This is a genomic window from Bacillus sp. SN1, assembly GCF_002796895.1.
Lineage (GTDB): Bacteria > Bacillota > Bacilli > Bacillales > Bacillaceae > Bacillus > Bacillus inaquosorum.
Window position 1 is genome coordinate 104,445 of sequence record NZ_PHIE01000006.1, and the last position, 19,443, is coordinate 123,887.

At 45.9% G+C, this 19,443-nt stretch carries 21 protein-coding genes; 16 read left to right on the forward strand and 5 right to left on the reverse strand.

Annotation, left to right across the window (positions count from 1 at the left end; genetic code table 11):
* Nucleotides 1-4 precede the first annotated feature (4 nt).
* The 6 genes from sufD to CVV77_RS18645 all read left to right on the forward strand — a co-directional run bounded on the left by sufD (nt 5) and on the right by CVV77_RS18645 (nt 5,623).
* Entirely contained in the window at nt 5-1,318 is a 1,314-nt protein-coding gene (sufD, locus tag CVV77_RS18615; RefSeq protein ID WP_003240850.1) for a Fe-S cluster assembly protein SufD, read from the forward strand.
* Nucleotides 1,318-2,538 carry a cysteine desulfurase SufS gene (gene sufS / locus CVV77_RS18620; RefSeq protein WP_003240852.1) on the forward strand — a complete coding sequence of 407 codons (1,221 nt, stop codon included), beginning with the start codon at nt 1,318-1,320 and terminating at the stop codon, nt 2,536-2,538. The genes sufD and sufS overlap by 1 nt, the downstream gene beginning before the upstream one ends.
* Nucleotides 2,528-2,971, forward strand: a complete 444-nt coding sequence (gene sufU, locus CVV77_RS18625; protein WP_003222809.1) for a Fe-S cluster assembly sulfur transfer protein SufU — start codon at nt 2,528-2,530, stop codon at nt 2,969-2,971. Before sufS ends, sufU begins: the two co-directional genes overlap by 11 nt.
* A 20-nt stretch (nt 2,972-2,991) precedes the next feature.
* Nucleotides 2,992-4,389, forward strand: coding sequence for a Fe-S cluster assembly protein SufB (sufB, locus tag CVV77_RS18630; RefSeq protein WP_003240854.1), 1,398 nt, complete (start codon nt 2,992-2,994; stop codon nt 4,387-4,389).
* 460 nt (nt 4,390-4,849) lie between these two features.
* On the forward strand, nt 4,850-5,128 hold the full coding sequence (locus tag CVV77_RS18640; protein ID WP_100276311.1) for an ArsR/SmtB family transcription factor: 279 nt from the start codon (nt 4,850-4,852) through the stop codon (nt 5,126-5,128).
* A gap of 111 nt (nt 5,129-5,239) precedes the next feature.
* Entirely contained in the window at nt 5,240-5,623 is a 384-nt protein-coding gene (locus tag CVV77_RS18645) for a VOC family protein (protein WP_019259411.1), read from the forward strand.
* A 188-nt stretch (nt 5,624-5,811) separates the two neighbouring features.
* On the opposite strand, the gene CVV77_RS18650 is transcribed toward CVV77_RS18645, so the two are convergent.
* On the reverse strand, nt 5,812-6,084 hold the full coding sequence (locus CVV77_RS18650) for a hypothetical protein (RefSeq protein ID WP_019259410.1): 273 nt from the start codon (nt 6,082-6,084) through the stop codon (nt 5,812-5,814).
* Complete coding sequence (locus CVV77_RS18655) at nt 6,084-6,233, reverse strand: hypothetical protein (RefSeq protein ID WP_003240873.1); 150 nt, start codon at nt 6,231-6,233, stop codon at nt 6,084-6,086. The genes CVV77_RS18650 and CVV77_RS18655 overlap by 1 nt, the downstream gene beginning before the upstream one ends.
* Nucleotides 6,234-6,391: 158 nt before the next feature.
* On the opposite strand from CVV77_RS18655, the gene CVV77_RS18660 reads away from it, so the two are divergent.
* From CVV77_RS18660 to frlD, 7 genes are all read left to right on the forward strand, one after another.
* Nucleotides 6,392-7,516: an NAD(P)/FAD-dependent oxidoreductase gene (locus CVV77_RS18660; RefSeq protein ID WP_100276179.1), complete on the forward strand. Its 1,125-nt coding sequence runs from the start codon at nt 6,392-6,394 to the stop codon at nt 7,514-7,516.
* 95 nt (nt 7,517-7,611) lie between these two features.
* The gene (locus CVV77_RS18665) at nt 7,612-7,986 is read left to right on the forward strand and encodes a nucleotide excision repair endonuclease (RefSeq protein ID WP_100276180.1); all 375 of its coding nucleotides are present in this window, start codon (nt 7,612-7,614) and stop codon (nt 7,984-7,986) included.
* 214 nt (nt 7,987-8,200) lie between these two features.
* Nucleotides 8,201-9,187, forward strand: a complete 987-nt coding sequence (frlB, locus tag CVV77_RS18670) for a fructosamine deglycase FrlB (RefSeq protein WP_100276181.1) — start codon at nt 8,201-8,203, stop codon at nt 9,185-9,187.
* Nucleotides 9,188-9,267: 80 nt separating this feature from the next.
* Complete coding sequence (locus CVV77_RS18675; RefSeq protein ID WP_100276182.1) at nt 9,268-10,536, forward strand: ABC transporter substrate-binding protein; 1,269 nt, start codon at nt 9,268-9,270, stop codon at nt 10,534-10,536.
* A gap of 56 nt (nt 10,537-10,592) precedes the next feature.
* Nucleotides 10,593-11,471, forward strand: coding sequence for a carbohydrate ABC transporter permease (locus CVV77_RS18680; RefSeq protein WP_100276183.1), 879 nt, complete (start codon nt 10,593-10,595; stop codon nt 11,469-11,471).
* A 3-nt stretch (nt 11,472-11,474) separates the two neighbouring features.
* Nucleotides 11,475-12,377, forward strand: coding sequence for a carbohydrate ABC transporter permease (locus CVV77_RS18685; RefSeq protein ID WP_003240884.1), 903 nt, complete (start codon nt 11,475-11,477; stop codon nt 12,375-12,377).
* A 12-nt stretch (nt 12,378-12,389) separates the two neighbouring features.
* Nucleotides 12,390-13,244, forward strand: coding sequence for a fructosamine kinase FrlD (gene frlD, locus CVV77_RS18690; protein ID WP_100276184.1), 855 nt, complete (start codon nt 12,390-12,392; stop codon nt 13,242-13,244).
* Between the two features lie 24 nt (nt 13,245-13,268).
* On the opposite strand, the gene frlR is transcribed toward frlD, so the two are convergent.
* Complete coding sequence (gene frlR, locus CVV77_RS18695) at nt 13,269-13,997, reverse strand: transcriptional regulator FrlR (protein ID WP_019259404.1); 729 nt, start codon at nt 13,995-13,997, stop codon at nt 13,269-13,271.
* 181 nt (nt 13,998-14,178) lie between these two features.
* On the opposite strand from frlR, the gene CVV77_RS18700 reads away from it, so the two are divergent.
* Nucleotides 14,179-15,282, forward strand: a complete 1,104-nt coding sequence (locus tag CVV77_RS18700) for an ABC transporter ATP-binding protein (RefSeq protein ID WP_100276185.1) — start codon at nt 14,179-14,181, stop codon at nt 15,280-15,282.
* A gap of 32 nt (nt 15,283-15,314) precedes the next feature.
* On the opposite strand, the gene CVV77_RS18705 is transcribed toward CVV77_RS18700, so the two are convergent.
* Complete coding sequence (locus CVV77_RS18705) at nt 15,315-16,181, reverse strand: endonuclease I family protein (RefSeq protein WP_100276186.1); 867 nt, start codon at nt 16,179-16,181, stop codon at nt 15,315-15,317.
* Between the two features lie 172 nt (nt 16,182-16,353).
* Complete coding sequence (locus tag CVV77_RS18710; RefSeq protein WP_250622099.1) at nt 16,354-16,605, reverse strand: hypothetical protein; 252 nt, start codon at nt 16,603-16,605, stop codon at nt 16,354-16,356.
* A gap of 307 nt (nt 16,606-16,912) precedes the next feature.
* Here CVV77_RS18710 and allC point away from each other — a divergent pair, with 307 nt between their 5' ends.
* Nucleotides 16,913-18,151: an allantoate deiminase gene (allC, locus tag CVV77_RS18715; RefSeq protein WP_100276187.1), complete on the forward strand. Its 1,239-nt coding sequence runs from the start codon at nt 16,913-16,915 to the stop codon at nt 18,149-18,151.
* A 16-nt stretch (nt 18,152-18,167) separates the two neighbouring features.
* The gene (gene pucG / locus CVV77_RS18720; protein WP_100276188.1) at nt 18,168-19,412 is read left to right on the forward strand and encodes a (S)-ureidoglycine--glyoxylate transaminase; all 1,245 of its coding nucleotides are present in this window, start codon (nt 18,168-18,170) and stop codon (nt 19,410-19,412) included.
* Nucleotides 19,413-19,443 lie beyond the last annotated feature (31 nt).

The window sequence follows — 19,443 nt, forward strand, 5'->3', positions numbered from 1 at the left end:
TAATATGACACTAGGTACAAAACTATCCGTAGATCAGGAGTATCTCAAAAGCTTTTCCGAAAAGCATCAAGAACCTGCCTGGCTGAAAAACCTGCGCTTACAGGCTCTTGAACAAGCTGAGGATCTGCCGATGCCGAAGCCTGACAAAACAAAAATCACAAACTGGAACTTCACGAACTTCGCGAAGCATACAGTTGATAACGAACCGCTTTCTTCATTAGAAGATTTGACTGATGAAGTAAAAGCGCTGATTGATGTTGAAAATGAAGATAAAACATTATACGTACAGCGTGACCAGACACCGGCATACCTTTCTCTTTCACAAGAATTGAAAGACAAAGGCGTCATCTTCACTGATATTCTGACTGCCGCACGCGAGCACAGCGACTTGGTGGAGAAATACTTTATGAAGGACGGCGTGAAGGTTGATGAGCATAAATTAACTGCACTTCACGCAGCTCTTGTTAACGGAGGAGCATTCCTTTATGTTCCGAAAAATGTTCAGGTGGAGACGCCGGTTCAGGCTGTTTATGTCCACGAAAGCAACGATACAGCTCTATTCAACCACGTGCTGATTGTGGCTGAAGACCACAGCTCTGTAACATATGTAGAAAACTACATCAGCACTGTAAACCCTAAAGACGCTGTGTTCAATATTATCAGTGAGGTCATCACAGGTGATAATGCCAGCGTGACATACGGTGCGGTGGATACCCTGTCTAGCGGTGTGACAACATATGTTAACCGCCGAGGTGCTGCGCGCGGACGCGACAGCAAAATCGAGTGGGCTCTCGGCCTGATGAACGACGGCGACACGATTTCCGAAAACACAACAAACCTTTACGGTGACGGCACATACGGCGATACGAAAACGGTTGTTGTCGGAAGAGGAGAGCAAACAGAAAACTTTACAACACAAATCATTCATTTTGGTAAAGCTTCAGAAGGATACATCTTGAAGCACGGTGTAATGAAGGATTCCGCTTCTTCTATCTTTAACGGGATCGGCAAAATCGAACATGGCGCTTCTAAAGCGAATGCGGAGCAAGAATCACGTGTGCTGATGCTCAGCGAAAAAGCACGCGGAGACGCAAACCCTATTCTTTTAATTGACGAAGACGATGTAACTGCAGGACATGCGGCATCTGTCGGCCGTGTGGACCCTATTCAGCTTTACTACCTGATGAGCCGCGGTATTGCGAAAGAAGAAGCAGAACGCTTAGTCATCTACGGATTCCTTGCACCGGTAGTAAATGAACTTCCGATTGAAGGCGTTAAGAAACAATTAGTTTCTGTTATCGAAAGGAAAGTGAAGTAATGAATATCACAGATATTCGTGAACAGTTCCCGATCCTTCATCAGCAAGTGAACGGACATGATCTCGTTTATCTCGACAGCGCGGCGACTTCCCAGAAGCCGCGTGCTGTCATTGAAACACTGGATAAGTATTATAACCAATACAATTCCAATGTTCACCGGGGCGTCCATACACTTGGAACCAGAGCGACAGACGGTTATGAAGGAGCGCGTGAAAAAGTCCGCAAGTTTATTAACGCGAAGTCAATGGCTGAGATTATTTTCACAAAAGGCACGACCACATCACTGAATATGGTGGCGTTAAGCTATGCGCGCGCCAACTTGAAACCGGGTGATGAAGTGGTCATCACCTATATGGAGCATCATGCGAATATCATTCCGTGGCAGCAGGCTGTAAAAGCGACTGGCGCCACATTAAAATATATTCCGCTGCAGGAAGACGGAACGATTTCTTTAGAAGACGTCAGAGAAACGGTCACAAGCAACACAAAAATTGTTGCAGTGTCTCATGTATCTAACGTCCTCGGCACGATCAACCCGATTAAAGAAATGGCGAAAATCGCTCATGACAATGGGGCTGTTATTGTGGTGGACGGTGCACAAAGCACGCCTCACATGAAAATTGACGTGCAGGATCTCGATTGCGACTTCTTTGCGCTTTCTTCCCACAAAATGTGCGGCCCTACCGGTATTGGTGTGCTGTACGGAAAGAAAGCCCTGCTGGAAAACATGGAGCCTGCTGAATTCGGCGGTGAAATGATCGACTTTGTCGGGCTTTATGAATCAACTTGGAAAGAGCTTCCGTGGAAATTCGAAGCGGGTACGCCGATTATTGCAGGAGCAATCGGCCTCGGTGCCGCCATTGATTTTCTCGAAGAAATCGGTCTTGATGAGATTTCCCGCCACGAGCACAAGCTTGCAGCTTATGCGCTTGAACGCTTCCGTCAGCTTGACGGCGTGACGGTTTACGGACCAGAAGAGCGTGCCGGGCTTGTTACATTTAACCTTGATGATGTTCATCCGCATGATGTGGCAACCGTGCTTGATGCGGAGGGAATCGCTGTCAGAGCCGGCCATCATTGCGCGCAGCCGCTGATGAAATGGCTGGATGTAACTGCTACTGCAAGAGCAAGCTTTTATCTGTATAATACAGAGGAAGAGATTGATAAGCTTGTGGAAGCTCTTCAAAAGACAAAGGAGTATTTTACAAATGTCTTTTAATGCAAATTTAGATACATTGTACAGACAGGTGATTATGGATCATTACAAAAACCCGCGCAACAAAGGGGTTTTGAATGACAGCATCGTCGTGGATATGAACAATCCGACGTGCGGCGACCGAATCAGACTGACAATGAAGCTTGACGGAGACATCGTGGAAGATGCGAAATTTGAAGGGGAAGGTTGTTCCATTTCAATGGCATCCGCTTCGATGATGACTCAGGCGATTAAAGGGAAAGATATTGAAACAGCCCTTTCCATGTCTAAGATTTTCTCGGATATGATGCAAGGGAAAGAGTATGATGATTCTATAGATCTGGGGGATATTGAAGCCCTTCAAGGCGTTTCAAAATTCCCTGCCCGTATCAAATGTGCAACCCTGTCATGGAAAGCACTTGAAAAAGGAGTCGCAAAAGAAGAAGGCGGCAATTAAAAGGATTGGAGTGAAAATGGATGGCTAAAAAAATGCCTGATATTGGTGAATACAAGTATGGTTTTCACGACAAGGACGTTTCCATTTTCCGTTCAGAGCGCGGATTGACAAAAGAAATCGTAGAAGAAATTTCTCGCATGAAAGAAGAGCCTCAATGGATGCTTGATTTCCGCTTGAAATCACTTGAGCATTTCTACAACATGCCGATGCCTCAATGGGGCGGAGATTTAAACTCACTGAACTTTGACGAAATTACGTACTACGTAAAACCGTCTGAGCGTTCAGAGCGTTCTTGGGATGAAGTTCCTGACGAAATTAAGCAAACATTCGACAAGCTCGGTATTCCAGAAGCTGAACAAAAATACCTTGCGGGTGTTTCTGCTCAGTACGAATCTGAGGTTGTATACCACAACATGAAAGAAGATCTTGAAGCGCAAGGCATCGTCTTTAAAGACACTGACAGCGCGCTGAAAGAAAATGAAGATATTTTCCGTGAGCACTGGGCAAAAGTGATCCCGCCGACTGATAACAAGTTTGCGGCGCTTAACTCAGCAGTTTGGTCCGGCGGATCTTTCATCTACGTCCCTAAAGGCGTAAAGGTGGAAACACCGCTTCAAGCTTACTTCCGCATCAACTCTGAAAACATGGGTCAGTTCGAGCGTACGCTGATCATCGTTGACGAAGAAGCAAGCGTTCATTATGTTGAAGGCTGTACTGCGCCTGTTTACACAACAAACTCACTTCACAGTGCGGTTGTTGAGATCATCGTGAAAAAAGGCGGCTACTGCCGTTATACAACGATCCAAAACTGGGCGAACAACGTTTACAACCTTGTAACGAAGCGTACGATCTGTGAAGAAAACGCAACAATGGAATGGATCGACGGCAACATCGGTTCTAAACTGACAATGAAATATCCGGCTTGTATCCTAAAAGGCGAAGGCGCGCGCGGTATGACGCTTTCTATCGCTCTTGCGGGTAAAGGCCAGCATCAGGATGCGGGTGCGAAAATGATTCACCTTGCACCAAACACATCATCTACAATCGTATCAAAATCGATTTCAAAACAAGGCGGAAAAGTAACGTACCGCGGAATCGTCCACTTCGGACGCAAAGCGGAAGGCGCCCGTTCTAACATCGAGTGCGATACGCTCATTATGGATAACAAATCAACGTCAGACACAATTCCTTACAATGAAATCTTAAATGATAACATTTCATTGGAGCACGAAGCGAAAGTGTCTAAAGTATCTGAAGAGCAGCTCTTCTACTTGATGAGCCGCGGTATTTCCGAAGAAGAAGCAACTGAAATGATCGTAATGGGCTTCATCGAGCCATTCACAAAAGAGCTTCCAATGGAATACGCAGTTGAAATGAACCGTTTAATCAAGTTCGAGATGGAAGGTTCTATTGGTTAATGATGAAGACACCTTGTTTTATCAAGGGTTTAAGGGATTATTATAAATTTTAAAATTGTCGGCGTGCCGATTTCGTGTGTAGGAGGCGAACTTTTGAAGTTCGCCTCCTTTTATTTTTTTAGTGATATCAAAATAAGTATCCGCTGTTGTTTAGATGGTTTTATGTCCTAGTCGATTAGATACATATTTCAGACTGGCGCCAGGTTCAGGCAGTTTTTTCTTTTTCTTTTTTGTCAAAAGCCTGTTCTTGTTGTGATAATGACCACATTATGCCGTCTCTTTTGTCCTTTTTAATAATTTCAATCGGGGCAATATATCCTGCTTGCACAAGTAATCTTTTCTATAAGGTTCAAACTACTATTATGTGACTTTAACGGCTACATGATTCAGTTCCTATATCACGCAACCGTACAGTTGCTTATTCTTGACATGCAACCATATAGTTGCTTATACTCAATATATGAATTGGGACAAAGACACTTTATTCAAAGCACTCGGCGATTCGACTCGGCGGCTTATATTAGACGAACTATCCGAACGCAACGAGCTGACGTTGTATGAACTTACGATACGTCTCATTACGAAGCACGGCCTTTCCATTACGCGGCAGGCGATAGCTAAACATCTTTCTGTACTGGAAGATGCAGGGCTTGTAAAGTCAAAACGAAAGGGAAAATATCGAGTACTTATATTCAACAACGAACCACTTAAAAATTTGCTGAAAGGATGGATAGAGTAATTTTATAAAATCGGAAAAGGATGTCTGACAAATGTGCGGGTTGTTTTGCTGGCAGCCAGACTGTTAGCACAGTACCGTGCGTCATAAATAATCAAAGGAGGCAAAAACAGTATGAAAATCATTGTTACCAGTATATTCGTACAAGATCAAGACAAGGCACTGGAGTTTTATACAGAAAAACTGGGGTTTGTAAAAAAGGAGGACGTTCCCATGGGGAAATTCAGGTGGATAACGCTTGTTTCTCAAGATGATCAAGACGGAACCGAGCTTTTACTTGAACCGAATGAACATCCTGCCGCCAAGGAGTATCAAAAGAAGATATTCTCCGAAGGCTTCCCAGCAACAATGTTTGGCGTTGCAGATATTCAAAAAGAGTACAAACGATTAATGGAAAAAGGCGTGAACTTTACTATGGAACCGACAAAAATGGGCCAAGTCACAATAGCTGTCTTCGACGATACATGCGGTAACCTTATTCAAATTGTACAGAAGTAATCAATGCATGAAATAACCATATTTCTAAGCGATTTATTGGTGAATTCTAATCAAAAATTATAACTGTATTATTTACGATTAATTAAGTTTCAATCGGGTAATTGTTTCATAAAAAAGGACGTGGCTGGTTTTCAGTCGCGTCCTTTTTGTATGCAGGAGAAAAACCGCTGGCCGGGGGCCGCGGTTTCTTACTCTTCGATCTCCTGATTGATGATTTGTTTTACAGATGTATTGCTGTTATGCTCCCTGTTCATCTCTTGTAAACGAGTATAGGCCATGTCGAATTCCTCTTTTGACATCTGCTTTGCGGCTAATGCTGAGCATAAAATGGCAAAGGCGATCGGCATTGTATCAATGTGGATATCGATATGGACCTCTGAGTTGCCGCTGTTTTCGATCATAGATCCATTGTTAGGCATATCTTGAGTATGTCTATTGATAGGAATGATATTCTCGTTCATTACTCTTCTCCGTCTTGAGACTGTGCCTGTGCCTGATCCTGATCTGTATTCACGTTGACTACGACTTTTGCATTGCCGCTGTTTTCAACTTTAGCAACTGATACATTGCGCTTTTGGTTTTCTTCATTTTCATGACGATTTTCGCTCATGGTATCATCCTTTCTCTATTGATAGTGACAGGATATTCGATAGGAGAGTGAAGAGATTGGACGAACTTCGCGGTTTTTCCACATTAGGGCAAAAGGTCGAAGGAAAGCACTCTATTTGGTAAAATGAATAGACATTATAATAGAAAAGGTGTTTGCATATGAAATCTTACATCATCATCGGCGCCGGTATACTAGGTGCGTCGACGGCTTATCATCTCGCAAAATCAGGAGCTCGAGTTACTGTCATTGATCGGAACGAACCTGGACAAGCGACTGATGCGGCGGCGGGGATCGTCTGTCCTTGGCTCTCTCAGCGCCGCAATCAGGATTGGTATCAGCTTGCTAAGGGCGGGGCGCGATACTATGCGGATTTAATCAATCAGTTGGAAGAGGACGGAGAAACGGATACAGGATATAAACGTGTCGGTGCGATCAGCATTCATCCTGATCCGTCAAAGCTCGATAAGATGGAGGAAAGGGCATATAAGAGACGGGAGGATGCGCCGGAAATCGGCGACATTACCCGCTTGTCTGCAAGTGAAACGAAAAAGCTGTTTCCGATTTTAGCTGATGGTTATGAATCGGTTCATATCAGCGGTGCCGCCCGGGTGAATGGAAGAGCGCTGTGCCGGTCGCTTTTAAGCGCTGCAGAGAGACGAGGCGCAAAGATCATCAAAGGAAATGCGTCCTTGCTTTTTGAAAACAGCACGGTTACCGGGGTGCAAACAGACACACAGCAGTTTGCGGCTGACGCGGTGATTGTGACGGCGGGGGCATGGGCCAATGAGGTCATGAAGCCTCTTGGCATTCATTTTCAAGTGTCCTTTCAGAAAGCGCAGATTATGCATTTTGAAATGACGGAAACGGATACAGGATCTTGGCCGGTTGTGATGCCGCCGAACGATCAGTACATTCTTTCGTTTGATAACGGCAGAATTGTAGCTGGCGCCACGCACGAAAACGATGCCGGACTTGATGATCTGCGTGTGACGGCCGGAGGCCAGCACGAAGTATTGAGCAAAGCGCTAGCAGCGGCTCCGGGACTTGCTGATGCCGCTGCCATTGAAACAAGAGTGGGCTTCAGGCCGTTTACACCTGGGTTTCTCCCGGTTGTGGGCGCTGTACCGGACGTTCAAGGTCTTTTTGCCGCTAACGGTTTAGGCGCCTCGGGATTAACGATGGGGCCATTCTTGGGGTCAGAGCTCGCAAAACTAGTTCTCGGAAAGCAGACAGAAATAGATCTTAGCCCTTATGATCCAGCCGGAGCGTTGCATAATAAGTAAAAGCATAACAAACAAATATAATAAAGCTGTTCTGGCTTTTCTTTTCTGTCTGTGTTAGCATTTATCTTTAATGAAAAAGAGGACGTGAACTAATTTTGATAAAAATTGATATACCCGCACCGAATGTCACCATCACTGAACGACAGCAGTCAGCTAATGATAACGAGCCGAAAATAAAGGCGATTCACGGATTCATTGACTTTCACCAGATACCAAGGGATAAAGGCGGCATCTTCATGTTTTACAACATTCATGACGAGCTGCTGTTTGTCGGTAAAGCCAGAAAGTTAAGACAGAGAATTAAGAAGCATTTTGAAGACACTGTCTCACCGATCAAACATCACAGAGACGAAGTATATAAAATTGAAGTATGTGTAGTCGATAATCCAATGGAAAGAGACATTTACGAAACATATATCATCAATACACAGCACTCGAAGTACAATATAGACAAGGCATTTTTTAAATAAGACGTCAGTCTGCGGATTGAACAGCGAAGCCAGAGCTTATGTTAAGTTCTGGCTTTTGGTTTGGGCATTTTCCGCATGTAGACCCTTTGTCTATCGTCCAAGTGAATTATTGAGAAATTTCAGAAAATAATATTGACAATCCTAGCTGCGGACTTTAATATAACAATATATAATGTTATATAACGTTATATAATAAAAATGAGGAGTGAAGGATTTGAGTCAAGCCACAGCAAAAGTAAATCGTGAGGTTCAAGCTTTCTTGCAGGATTTGAAAGGGAAAACCATTGACCATGTATTCTTTGTCGCATGCGGAGGCTCTTCGGCCATTATGTATCCGAGTAAGTATGTGTTTGACAGGGAGTCAAAATCAATGAACTCCGACCTTTACAGCTCTAACGAATTTATTCAGCGCAACCCTGTTCAGCTTGGTGAAAAATCTCTTGTTATTTTGTGCTCGCATTCGGGAAATACCCCGGAAACAGTCAAAGCTGCTGCGTTTGCGAGGGGCAAAGGCGCACTTACGATTGCGATGACGTATAAACCGGATTCTCCTTTAGCACAGGAAGCGCAATATGTTGCCCAGTACGATTGGGGTGATGAGGCGCTTGCAATGAATACGAACTATGGCGTTCTGTATCAAATCGTTTTCGGCACCCTGCAAGTATTAGAAAACAATACGAAATTTGAACAAGCAATTGAAGGGTTAGATCAATTGCAGGCTGTGTATGATGAAGCCCTTAAGCAGGAAGCTGACAATGCACAGCAATTTGCAAAAGCTCATGAAAAAGAAAGCATTATTTATACAATGGCAAGCGGTGCAAACTACGGTGTCGCTTACTCCTACAGCATCTGCATTCTCATGGAAATGCAATGGATTCATTCCCACGCCATTCATGCCGGAGAATATTTTCACGGACCGTTTGAGATTATTGATGAATCCGTGCCGTTTATCATCCTGCTCGGTTTAGATGAAACTAGACCTCTTGAAGAGCGGGCGCTTACCTTCTCGAAAAAGTATGGCAAAAAGCTCACTGTGCTTGATGCTGCATCTTACGATTTCACTGCGATTGACGATTCAGTTAAAGGCTACCTTGCCCCGCTCGTTCTCAACCGTGTGCTGAGAAGCTATGCGGACGAGCTGGCAGAGGCGAGAAATCATCCTTTATCTCATAGAAGATACATGTGGAAAGTTGAGTATTGATCTGAAAATGCGGAACCATTATGCATTAGACTATAATGTTATATAACATTATAGTCTAATGTCCAGAGGAGGCCAACCCTTTGAAGAAAATGTTGTTGTTCTTGATCATTGCAGCTGTCAGTATGCTCACCATCGCAGGCTGTTCAAGCCAAAGCAGTTCAGCGGACGGAAAGGTGACATTGAAATTTTTCCACAGATGGCCAAAGGAGCCGGAAAAAAGTTATTTTGAAGAGGTTGTAAAAGAATTTGAAAAAGATCATCCGGATATCGACATTCAAATTGAAGCCGTTTTGAATGACTCCTATAAAGACAAAATTAAGGTTATGCTGGGAACCACCAGCCCTCCTGACATTTACTTCTCTTGGAGTGACGAGTTTGCGTTTAAATTCATCAGAGGCAATAAGGCACTTGATCTCTCGTCCTACTACAAAAATGATACAGATTGGTCATCACAGATCGTTCAATCACAAATTACACCATTTACTTATGAAAGCAAGCAATATGGCGTACCGTGGCAAATGGACGCTAAATCATTCTTCTATAATAAAGACATTTTTCAAAAGCTGAACCTTGATCCCCCGAAGACATGGGATGAATTAATCGATGTGTCAAAGAAGCTCAAAGAAAAGGGCTACACACCGATCAGCTTCGGAACAAAGGCGACTTGGACAATCTCGCACTATATCGGCACGCTCAATCAGCGGATGGTCGATGAAAAAACACGACAAAAGGATTATAACGCCAAAACGGGTGAATTTACTGATGAAGGCTATGTGAGAGCACTTGAAAAGCTTCAGGAGCTGATGCCTTACTTCAATAAACATGTAAACTCCGTCGACCACGAGTATGTGAGACAGCAATTTAAGAGCGGAAAGTCGGCGATGATATATGCGGAAACAGCGGAAATCAAGCTGGTTGAACCGGTGAATCTGGGGATGTTCCCATTTCCTGAAATCAGCGGGCAAAAAGGTTCTTCAGAGGCATTAACGGGAGCGCCGGAAGGGTTCATGATTTCCTCAAAAACAAAACATCCGAAGGAAGCGATGGAATTTTTGCAGTTTCTGACGTCGAAAAAAATGGGTGAAAAGCTCGTCAAAGATGTCGGGAAATACAGTGCGGTGCAAGGAACTGCTACTGAAGAAAATTCTACAGCCATTCAGCGTGAAGCGGTTCAGCAAATTGTTGATGCCGAATCAATGGTTCCATGGTTTGATATGGATGTTGATGTTGAAATCGCAGACGCGTACTTAACGGGCGTCCAGCAAATGCTTGGCGGCGACATGACACCGGAGCAGGTGATGAAAGCCGTTCAAAAAGCAGCGAAGCAAGTGAGGGCGTCAGCTGAATAAATCAAAGAAAAGGTGAGCTTTGCACCTTTTCTTTTTATAAAGGAGATGAGATATCCTTGGTCAATCAGAATAAGGTAATCCCCTATTTGTTTTTGGTGCCCGCTCTCGTTTTTTTACTTTTCGTTTATATCCCGATTTTTGAGAATGTCTTTCTCAGCCTGTTTCAGTGGAGCTCTTTTTCTCCTGAAAAAACGTTTATCGGCTTAAAAAACTATGTTGAATTATTTCATGATCCTGTCTTTTATCAGGCACTTACCAATAATGTGCTTTACGCAGTGATCTCTATTGTATGCCAGGTATTTGGCGGTTTGATTTTGGCGGCGGTGCTTGAGGATAAGCTGGTCAGAAAATGGTCGCCGTTTTTTCGCACCGTTTTCTTTTTGCCGGTTGTCATCTCCATGACGGTGATCGCGCTTTTGTTTGATTTTATTTACAACCCTGAGACGGGGCTTTTGAATCAGCTGCTACAGGCAATCGGTCTTGATCAGCTGACGAGGGCTTGGCTCGGTGATGACAGCACGGCTATGCTATCTGTCATTTTTGTGTCTCAATGGCAATCTGTCGGTTATATTGCGATGCTGTACATTGTGTCAATTCAAAAAATACCGGATGAACTGTATGAAGCGGCCCGGCTTGACGGCGCGGGGAAAATTCAGCAGTTTTTTCATATTACCGTTCCCCAGACGAAAGAGATGTCTTTTGTTGCGGTGGTCATGACGCTGACCGGCGCCTTTACGGTATTTAATGAACCGTACATATTGACAGGCGGCGGGCCGGGAAACGCTTCAGAAGTGTTAAGCACGTTTTTATATAAAAGCGCCTTTACAAAGGATATGATGGGCTATGCGTCAGCGATTGCCACCGTTGTGTTAATCATTACCCTCGCATTGTCGCTCATGCAAATGAAGTTCTTTAAAACCGGAAAGGAGGACTAACAGATGCTGCCTCAGAAGAAGACAGATTCGTTCAGATTGGAGCCAGTGCCTGACCGGCACATTGAGATGAAAAGAAAACCGAGACGAAAATGGTACATCGGAGAAACGTCTGTGTGGGTTTTTCTGTTTCTTTATCTTATTGCGATCGCCTATCCGCTGTTATGGATGGTCATGAGCGCCTTTAAAAGCTCGGACGATATCTTTGAGCACAGCTGGTCGCTGCCGTCTTCGTGGCATCCGGAAAACTTTGTGTCCGCCTGGAATCAGGGGATTTCTTCTTATTTTATGAACAGTGTCATCGTCACGGCGCTGACGTGTGTGATTACTGTCTTTATCAGTGCATGGGCGGCGTACGGCCTTTCCCGGTTTGAGTTTAAGGGAAAAGGATTCTTTTTGGTGCTTTGTCTTGGCGGTTTGATGCTGACGCCGCAGGTCAGTCTTGTGCCGCTGTATTCTATTATTCAGTCGCTGGGCCTTTACAATACGTATTGGGCGTTAATCTTGCCGTATGCGGCTTACCGGATTCCATTCACCATCATTTTGATCCGCTCTTATTTTCTTTCTATTTCCAAAGAATTGGAGGAGGCGGCTTATTTAGATGGGTGTACGAGTTTCGGAGTATTTTTCAGAATTTTCTTACCAATGAGTGTGCCGATTTTGGTGACATCCGGTATTTTAACGGCTTACCATACGTGGAATGAGTTCATGTTTGCGATTATTTTCATAGATGATGAGAATTTGCGGACCATTCCAGCCGGGCTGATGCAGTTCAGAGACGCATTACAGACAGATTGGGGCGTCCTGCTGGCGGGATTAACGATTTCAGCCGCGCCGATTATTATTCTATTTTTATTTATGCAGAAATATTTTGTCCGCGGGATTGCGAGCGGAAGTGTAAAAGGATAAGGAGGAAGCATAATGAAATTGATTGCGGTTGGAGATAACGTTGTAGATTACTATCAGGATCAAGAAACGTTCTACCCGGGAGGAAATGCCTTAAACGTCGCGGTGCTTGCCAAACGGCTCGGGCATGAGGCTTCCTATATCGGAATCGTCGGCAATGACGAAGCAGCGGCACATCTTTTGAACGTACTGAAATTGGAGAAGGTCAATGCGGATTATATCCGCCAGGCGCACGGAGAAAACGGGATGGCGATTGTCACCCTTGATGAACAGGGGGACCGTATTTTTGTCAGATCAAATAAAGGCGGCATTCAGTCCCGGCTCCGTCTAGTGTTCCAGGAGAAAGATCTAGCCTTTATCAGCGGGCATGATCTGCTGCATACCAGTGTGTACAGCCGGCTTGAGAACGATCTTCCGCAGCTGTGCGGACTGATCCCGGTTTCCTTTGATTTTTCAACCAATCGGGAGGATGATTATTTGAGGAAGGTCTGTCCTTATGTGACGTATGCGTTTTTTTCAGGAAGCGATCTGAGTGAGTCGGAGTGCGGTGAGCTTGCGAAAACAGCTCATGGGTATGGAGCCAAATTCGTTTGTCTGACCCGCGGGGGACAAGGAGCAATCCTGTCTGCGGGAGGCCGAATCTATCATCAGCCGATTGTGGAAACTGATATAATAGATACACTTGGAGCCGGAGATTCATTTATAGCGGGCTTTTTGACTGCCTTTTGCGAGAAGCAGGACATGACGCAAGCTTTGCGCCAAGCGGCCGAAACGGCTGCGAAAACATGCGGCGTGTACGGGGCATTCGGCTACGGCCATCCTTTTCGTTTGGAGGACGGGGGAAGCAGTGAAAAAACGAGAATACTATAAGCAGTGTCTCGTTTTTTATGCCTGTTATGTGTAAGGGCTGTTGATCGTAAAGGTGACACGGTTTGTGTGCATCAAAAACAGTGAGCAGTAGATTGGCTGGTTGTTTGATGTAAAAGCCGTTTTATCAATTTCAAACAGTGCATCCCCGATATCGCAATCCAGGTATTTGCTTTCCTCCTGCTGGGCATATACAACATTTAATAGCTTCGTATTGTGGGTGGGAACAACTTGGTATTGCTGTTTCAAAATATCATGCATGGATACGCCGTCAGCAATAAAGGTATCAATGCCGGGAAACAAATCAAGCGGATAATGCGTCACTTCAAAGGTGAGAGGCTGATCATCGTTATATAAAATCCGTTTTAATTCAACGACAGGGCTCTCGGGATGGATTTGAAGCTTTTCGGCGATGGGTTTTGACGCTGGAATGATGTCATGGGACAGCACCTGATGCTTCGGTTTTTTGCCGGTCGATTCCATAAATTCCGAGTAGCCGTTTACAGCGATCAGCTCTCGCTTTAATTTAGGGCTTTTAACGAACGTTCCCTTTCCCTGCTGCCTGATCAGATAGCCTTCTTCGACTAAATCAAGAATGGCTTTCCTGACAGTAATGCGGCTGACATTATACTTGCTGCAAAGCTCGTTTTCGGTAGGCAGCTTGGTGGTTGGGGAATACACGCCCTTTTTGATGTCATCAGTGATGATTTGTTTTAGCTGAATGTATAAAGGTGTAGAACTTCCGTTGTTTAACAAGGGGTAGCCTCCTTTTAACCTATTATTCATATTATAATGTATTATGACGTTATAATACAAATTTACATTTTTTATTTTAGAAATATAGCAAAAATAGGAATCGATTACTCTAAAAATAACAGAAAGACCGAGTTGTTTCCAGTGACGAAATAACGGGTCAAAAGATAGGGGGACATTTCTGATGGCTTCATTAACATTTGAGCATGTCAAAAAATCATATCATTCACAATTAACGGTGAAGGACTTTGATTTAAATGTAAAGGATAAGGAGCTTTTGGTGCTGGTGGGGCCGTCAGGATGCGGAAAATCGACAACGCTGCGGATGGTGGCGGGACTGGAAAGCATCTCTGAAGGAAACCTTCTTATTGATGGGGAGCGGGTCAATGATCTTCCGCCGAAAGAACGTGATATTGCGATGGTATTCCAAAACTATGCGCTTTATCCGCATATGACGGTTTTTGATAATATGGCGTTCGGATTAAAGCTTAGAAAGATGTCGAAACAGGAAATTGCCGAGCGGGTTCATGCGACAGCTAGAATTTTAGAGATTGAACATTTGCTGAAGAGAAAACCGAAGGCGCTCTCCGGCGGGCAGCGGCAAAGGGTGGCGCTTGGCAGATCGATTGTGAGGGAGCCGAAGGTCTTTTTAATGGACGAGCCGCTTTCCAATTTGGATGCGAAGCTGAGAGTGACGATGCGGACAGAAATCAGCAAGCTGCACCAGCGTTTGGAGGCAACCATCATTTATGTCACGCATGACCAGACCGAAGCGATGACAATGGGCGATCGGATTGTCGTGATGAATGAAGGGGAAATCCAGCAAGTGGCGAAACCTCATGACATTTATCATTACCCGGCGAATCTGTTTGTCGCAGGCTTCATCGGCTCCCCGGGAATGAACTTTCTGAAAGGCGTCATTGAAGAGCAGCATGGCGAGCTGTTTTTCACAAACCCTTCAATCCGGCTTCATATTCCTGAAGGAAAAGCGAAGAGCCTTAAGGAAAAAGGATACGCCGGAGAACAGATGATTGCCGGCGTCCGGCCGGAGCATATGACACAATTGATGGGAAATGATCAGCTGTTTGATTCAGTGCTTAAAGCGAGGGTGGAAGTGAATGAAAATCTGGGATCGGAGCTGATTGTGCATGTCATGGCTGGGGACGAGCGGCTTACGGTCCGCCTGGATGGAAACACGCGAATCGCCGCAGGCGATTCGATCCAGCTGTCGGTGAAAATGGATCACGTCGTCTTTTTCGATGCGGAGACGGAAGAGGGTGTGTATTAGGAAAGGTGCTCCTTAAAAGGAGCACCTTTTTCTTACGGCCAAATGTCGTCCGCCCATTCAGGGTGGTCGATAAATGGATTGCGGTTGTGCTGATACTTTTCATAAATGATTTCATTTCTTTTTCGCTCGCGGTCATCAACCGGGTCCTGCCTATTCCATTCGAGCAGGGCAGATTGTTTTCCGTGGTAAGGGGCTGAGCCGTTGCCTGTTTTATCATTAAGCTCAAGATCAGGGTAGCCGTCATCCCCTTCGTAACGGACAGCCATGTAAAACAGCATGCGGGCGACATCGCCCTTCACATCATCACGGGGCTCCCATGAATCTCCGTCATAATAATTTCCGGGCGCTTTCGCATATTCAGTGCCGCCATTGTCAAAATCCATATTTCCTCTGGCGCTGTTAACTTGAACATCAGCCGGGCGCAAATGGTGAATGTCGGTGCCAGGCCCCATGCTTGTACCAAAATCGCCATGGGATTTTGCCCAGACGTGCTCGCGGTTCCAATCGCCGACATTGCCGCCGTTCAGGTTTTTCGACCGCGATTCATTCGTATAGAGCAGGATGACGTTATTCGGGTTTGCCGGATCTTCATCGGTTTCTTTCAGCGCGTTCCATACTTCGCTGTAGGACAGCATCGTGTGTCCGCTGATGATGCGGTGCAGGGTGCTTTTTAGCGATTCTCCAGTTTTTCCTTCAGCCCCTTCATAATAGGTATCTGTGTCAGCGTAGGGTGCAGCGGGAGCGGTTAATGAGAGAAGGTCCCCGGTTCTTGAAGGGGAAGACGCCAATCGGTCGTTCAGGCTCAATGCGGTTTGCGCGCTTGCTGTAGCGGCGGGCGCAAACCATCCGGAAATCAGTAATACACAGACGAGCGGCAGAAACCTTGCTTTTTTTGTCATCACTTGCCCTCCTTTTATCAGATCATGTCTATTATCTAAAATTGAAATAAAGGATAGAAGTGTCATTTTGTATATTTTTCATTAAAATTGTAAATTAGTCCCTTTGGAGGAGGCGGATATCCACTGTTCCAATAACTTTAGGCCCCGTTTTTGCTCCGGCTTGTTGCATATTTCAGCGGAAGCACGTCGCTGCTGTGAAGAAATGCCGGTATGCCTCTTTCCGAGAGTAAAAGAGACGCAGGAATGGTGGCGAGAAAAGAGCGCCTGCCCGTATACGCCCGGCAAAATCGACGGCATGTCCGCCGATGTGTGGCGGTAATTGAAGCACCGAGGAATGCGCCCGCATTGCTTCGGTGATGCCCAGCAATTCGTCCGGCGATTCTGTTTTGATCCGTTCCGCGATCAGAAACGCTGCGATCTGCACATCGCTTGCCTCGCCAGAAAATATCGCTTCTCCCGCAAGTTTAGCTTGTTCCTATGAAAGGTGTTTTGACCCCTTTTTTCCTCTTGCTGTTTCTTTAATCCATTGCTGCATATTGGCTCTCTCCCTTACTGTGTTTTCTTTTGGCTTTATATGAGAATAGCCCTGAGAGGTAGGGTGTTTTCTGGCTGCTTGATGCCGGATAGATACTATGACTAAAAAATAAACGTTTTTTTGGTTAATCTGCCAATGAACTATCGTGTTCCTCCTTCTATAATGAAGTCACCATAACGGCCAGAGGGGGGAGTACATGGAAAAGCAGAAGCTTTCAGTAAAAAGCGGCATCGCAGATTATATCGAATGGCTCGCCCAATACGGCGCATCCGCTGACGACGGTGTGACGAGGCTTTTATATACAAAAGAATGGATGGACGCGCAGCTTGCCTTGAAAAGGGAAATGTCTTCATTCGGACTTGAAACAAGATTCGACGATGTCGGCAATGTGTTTGGAAGGCTTTCGGGCACCCAGTCTCCGGATGAAGTGATTGTAACCGGTTCACATATCGATACTGTCATCAGTGGGGGAAAGTATGACGGCGCCTATGGCGTCCTTGCGGCAATGCTCGCGATAAAGCAGCTCAAAGAAACGTACGGAGCGCCGAAAAAAACACTCGAAGCGGTGTCCTTATGTGAGGAGGAGGGCAGCCGTTTTCCAATGACCTATTGGGGATCAGGGAATATGACGGGCGTTTTTTCATTACAGGATGGAGTAGAACCGAAAGACGAAACAGGCGTCTCTCTGCAATCAGCGATGTATGAGTGCGGTTTTGGCAAAGGTGTGTATCAGGCTCCGTACAGGACAGATATCAGCGCCTTTGTCGAGCTTCATATAGAACAGGGACAGACATTGGAAATGTCAGGTCGGGATCTTGGCATTGTGACAAGTATTGCGGGGCAGAGGCGATATCTCGTCACGCTGGAGGGGGAATGCAACCACGCGGGAACAACCTCCATGAAATGGCGCAAAGACCCGCTCGCAGCCAGCAGCCATATTATTCATGAACTGCTGCTGCGGTCGGAAGAGCAGCCGGATGAGCTCCGTCTGACATGCGGAAAAATAACTGCAGAGCCCAATGTAGCCAATGTGATACCGGGACGCGTGCAGTTTTCAATCGATATTCGCCATCAGCATGAGCACGTGCTGGAACAATTTCATGAAGACATGGCTGCTTTGATCAACGGCATTTGCCATCAAAAAGGGATTCGCGCTGTAATTGATGAATATATGCGGATAGAGCCTGTACCGATGGACGAAAGACTGAAGGCTGCGGCTCTGGAAACAGCGGCAGAAAACGGCATCAGGTGTGAAGAAATGGTGAGCGGAGCAGGGCATGACGCGCAAATGATCGGAAGGCGCCATCCTGCTTGTATGCTGTTTGTACCAAGCCGCGGCGGCATCAGCCACTCATCGAAGGAATATACCTCAGCCAGACAGCTTGAGATCGGCGTCCGCACATTGACTGATTTATTATACAAACTGGCTTACTGATAAAGGAGGAATGGCTGTGTCAGGCAGAAAAGAGTTATGTACACCGTTAAGAACAATTATGACACCGGGTCCTGTTGAGGTTGATCCGCGTGTATTAAGAGTGATGAGCACCCCGGTTGTCGGCCAATTTGATCCGGCGTTTACAGATATCATGAATGAAACGATGGAGATGCTTCGGGAGGTATTTCAAACGAAAAACCGCTGGGCATACCCGATTGATGGCACTTCACGGGCGGGTATCGAAGCGGTGCTGGCGAGTGTGATTGAGCCGGGAGATGATGTGCTCATTCCGATTTATGGGCGCTTCGGTTATTTGCTGACTGAAATTGCCGAGCGGTACGGGGCGAATGTTCATACGCTTGAGTGCGAGTGGGGAACGGTTTTTGACCCGGATGACATCATAAGGGAAATGAAAAAAGTGAAACCGAAAATCGTGGCGATGGTGCATGGGGAAACATCGACAGGTCGGATGCACCCGCTGAAAGCCATCGGCGAAGCCTGCCGTGTCCAGGAAGCATTGTTTATCGTCGATGCAGTCGCTACGATCGGCGGGTGTGAGGTAAAGGTGGATGAATGGAACATTGACGCGGCCATCGGCGGCACGCAAAAATGCTTGTCTGTTCCATCGGGAATGGCGCCGATTACATATAATGAGCGGGTGGCGGATGTCATTGCGGCCCGAAAAAAGGTGGAGCGCGGGATTGCGACACAAACTGACAGGATTTCAGGAAATCGGCCGATCACAAGCAATTATTTTGATTTGAGCCAGCTTGAGGATTATTGGAGCGAAAGACGGCTCAATCATCATACAGAAGCGACGACGATGCTGTACGCCTTGCGTGAGGGTGTCAGACTGGTGCTTGAAGAAGGTCTTGAAGCCCGTTTTGAGCGCCATCGCTACCATGAGACCGCATTAGCAGCAGGGATTAAGGCGATGGGGCTGAGGCTGTTTGGAGATGACGGCTGCAAAATGCCTGTTGTCACCTGTGTAGAAATCCCTGATGGCATTGACGGCGAGTCTGTCCGCCACATGCTGCTGGCGCAATTCGGCATCGAAATCGCCAGCTCATTCGGCCCGCTGGCGGGGAAGATCTGGAGAATCGGCACGATGGGCTACAGCTGCAGAAAAGAAAACGTATTGTTCGTGCTTGCCGGTTTAGAGGCTGTGCTTCTCAGACATGGCGCAGGAATCGAAGCAGGAAAAGCACTCCAGGCAGCGCTTGATGTGTATGAAAACGCCGGCCGCCAGGCTGCGGTATAAAGAAAAGCTTGCGGGAACTCCGCAAGCTTCA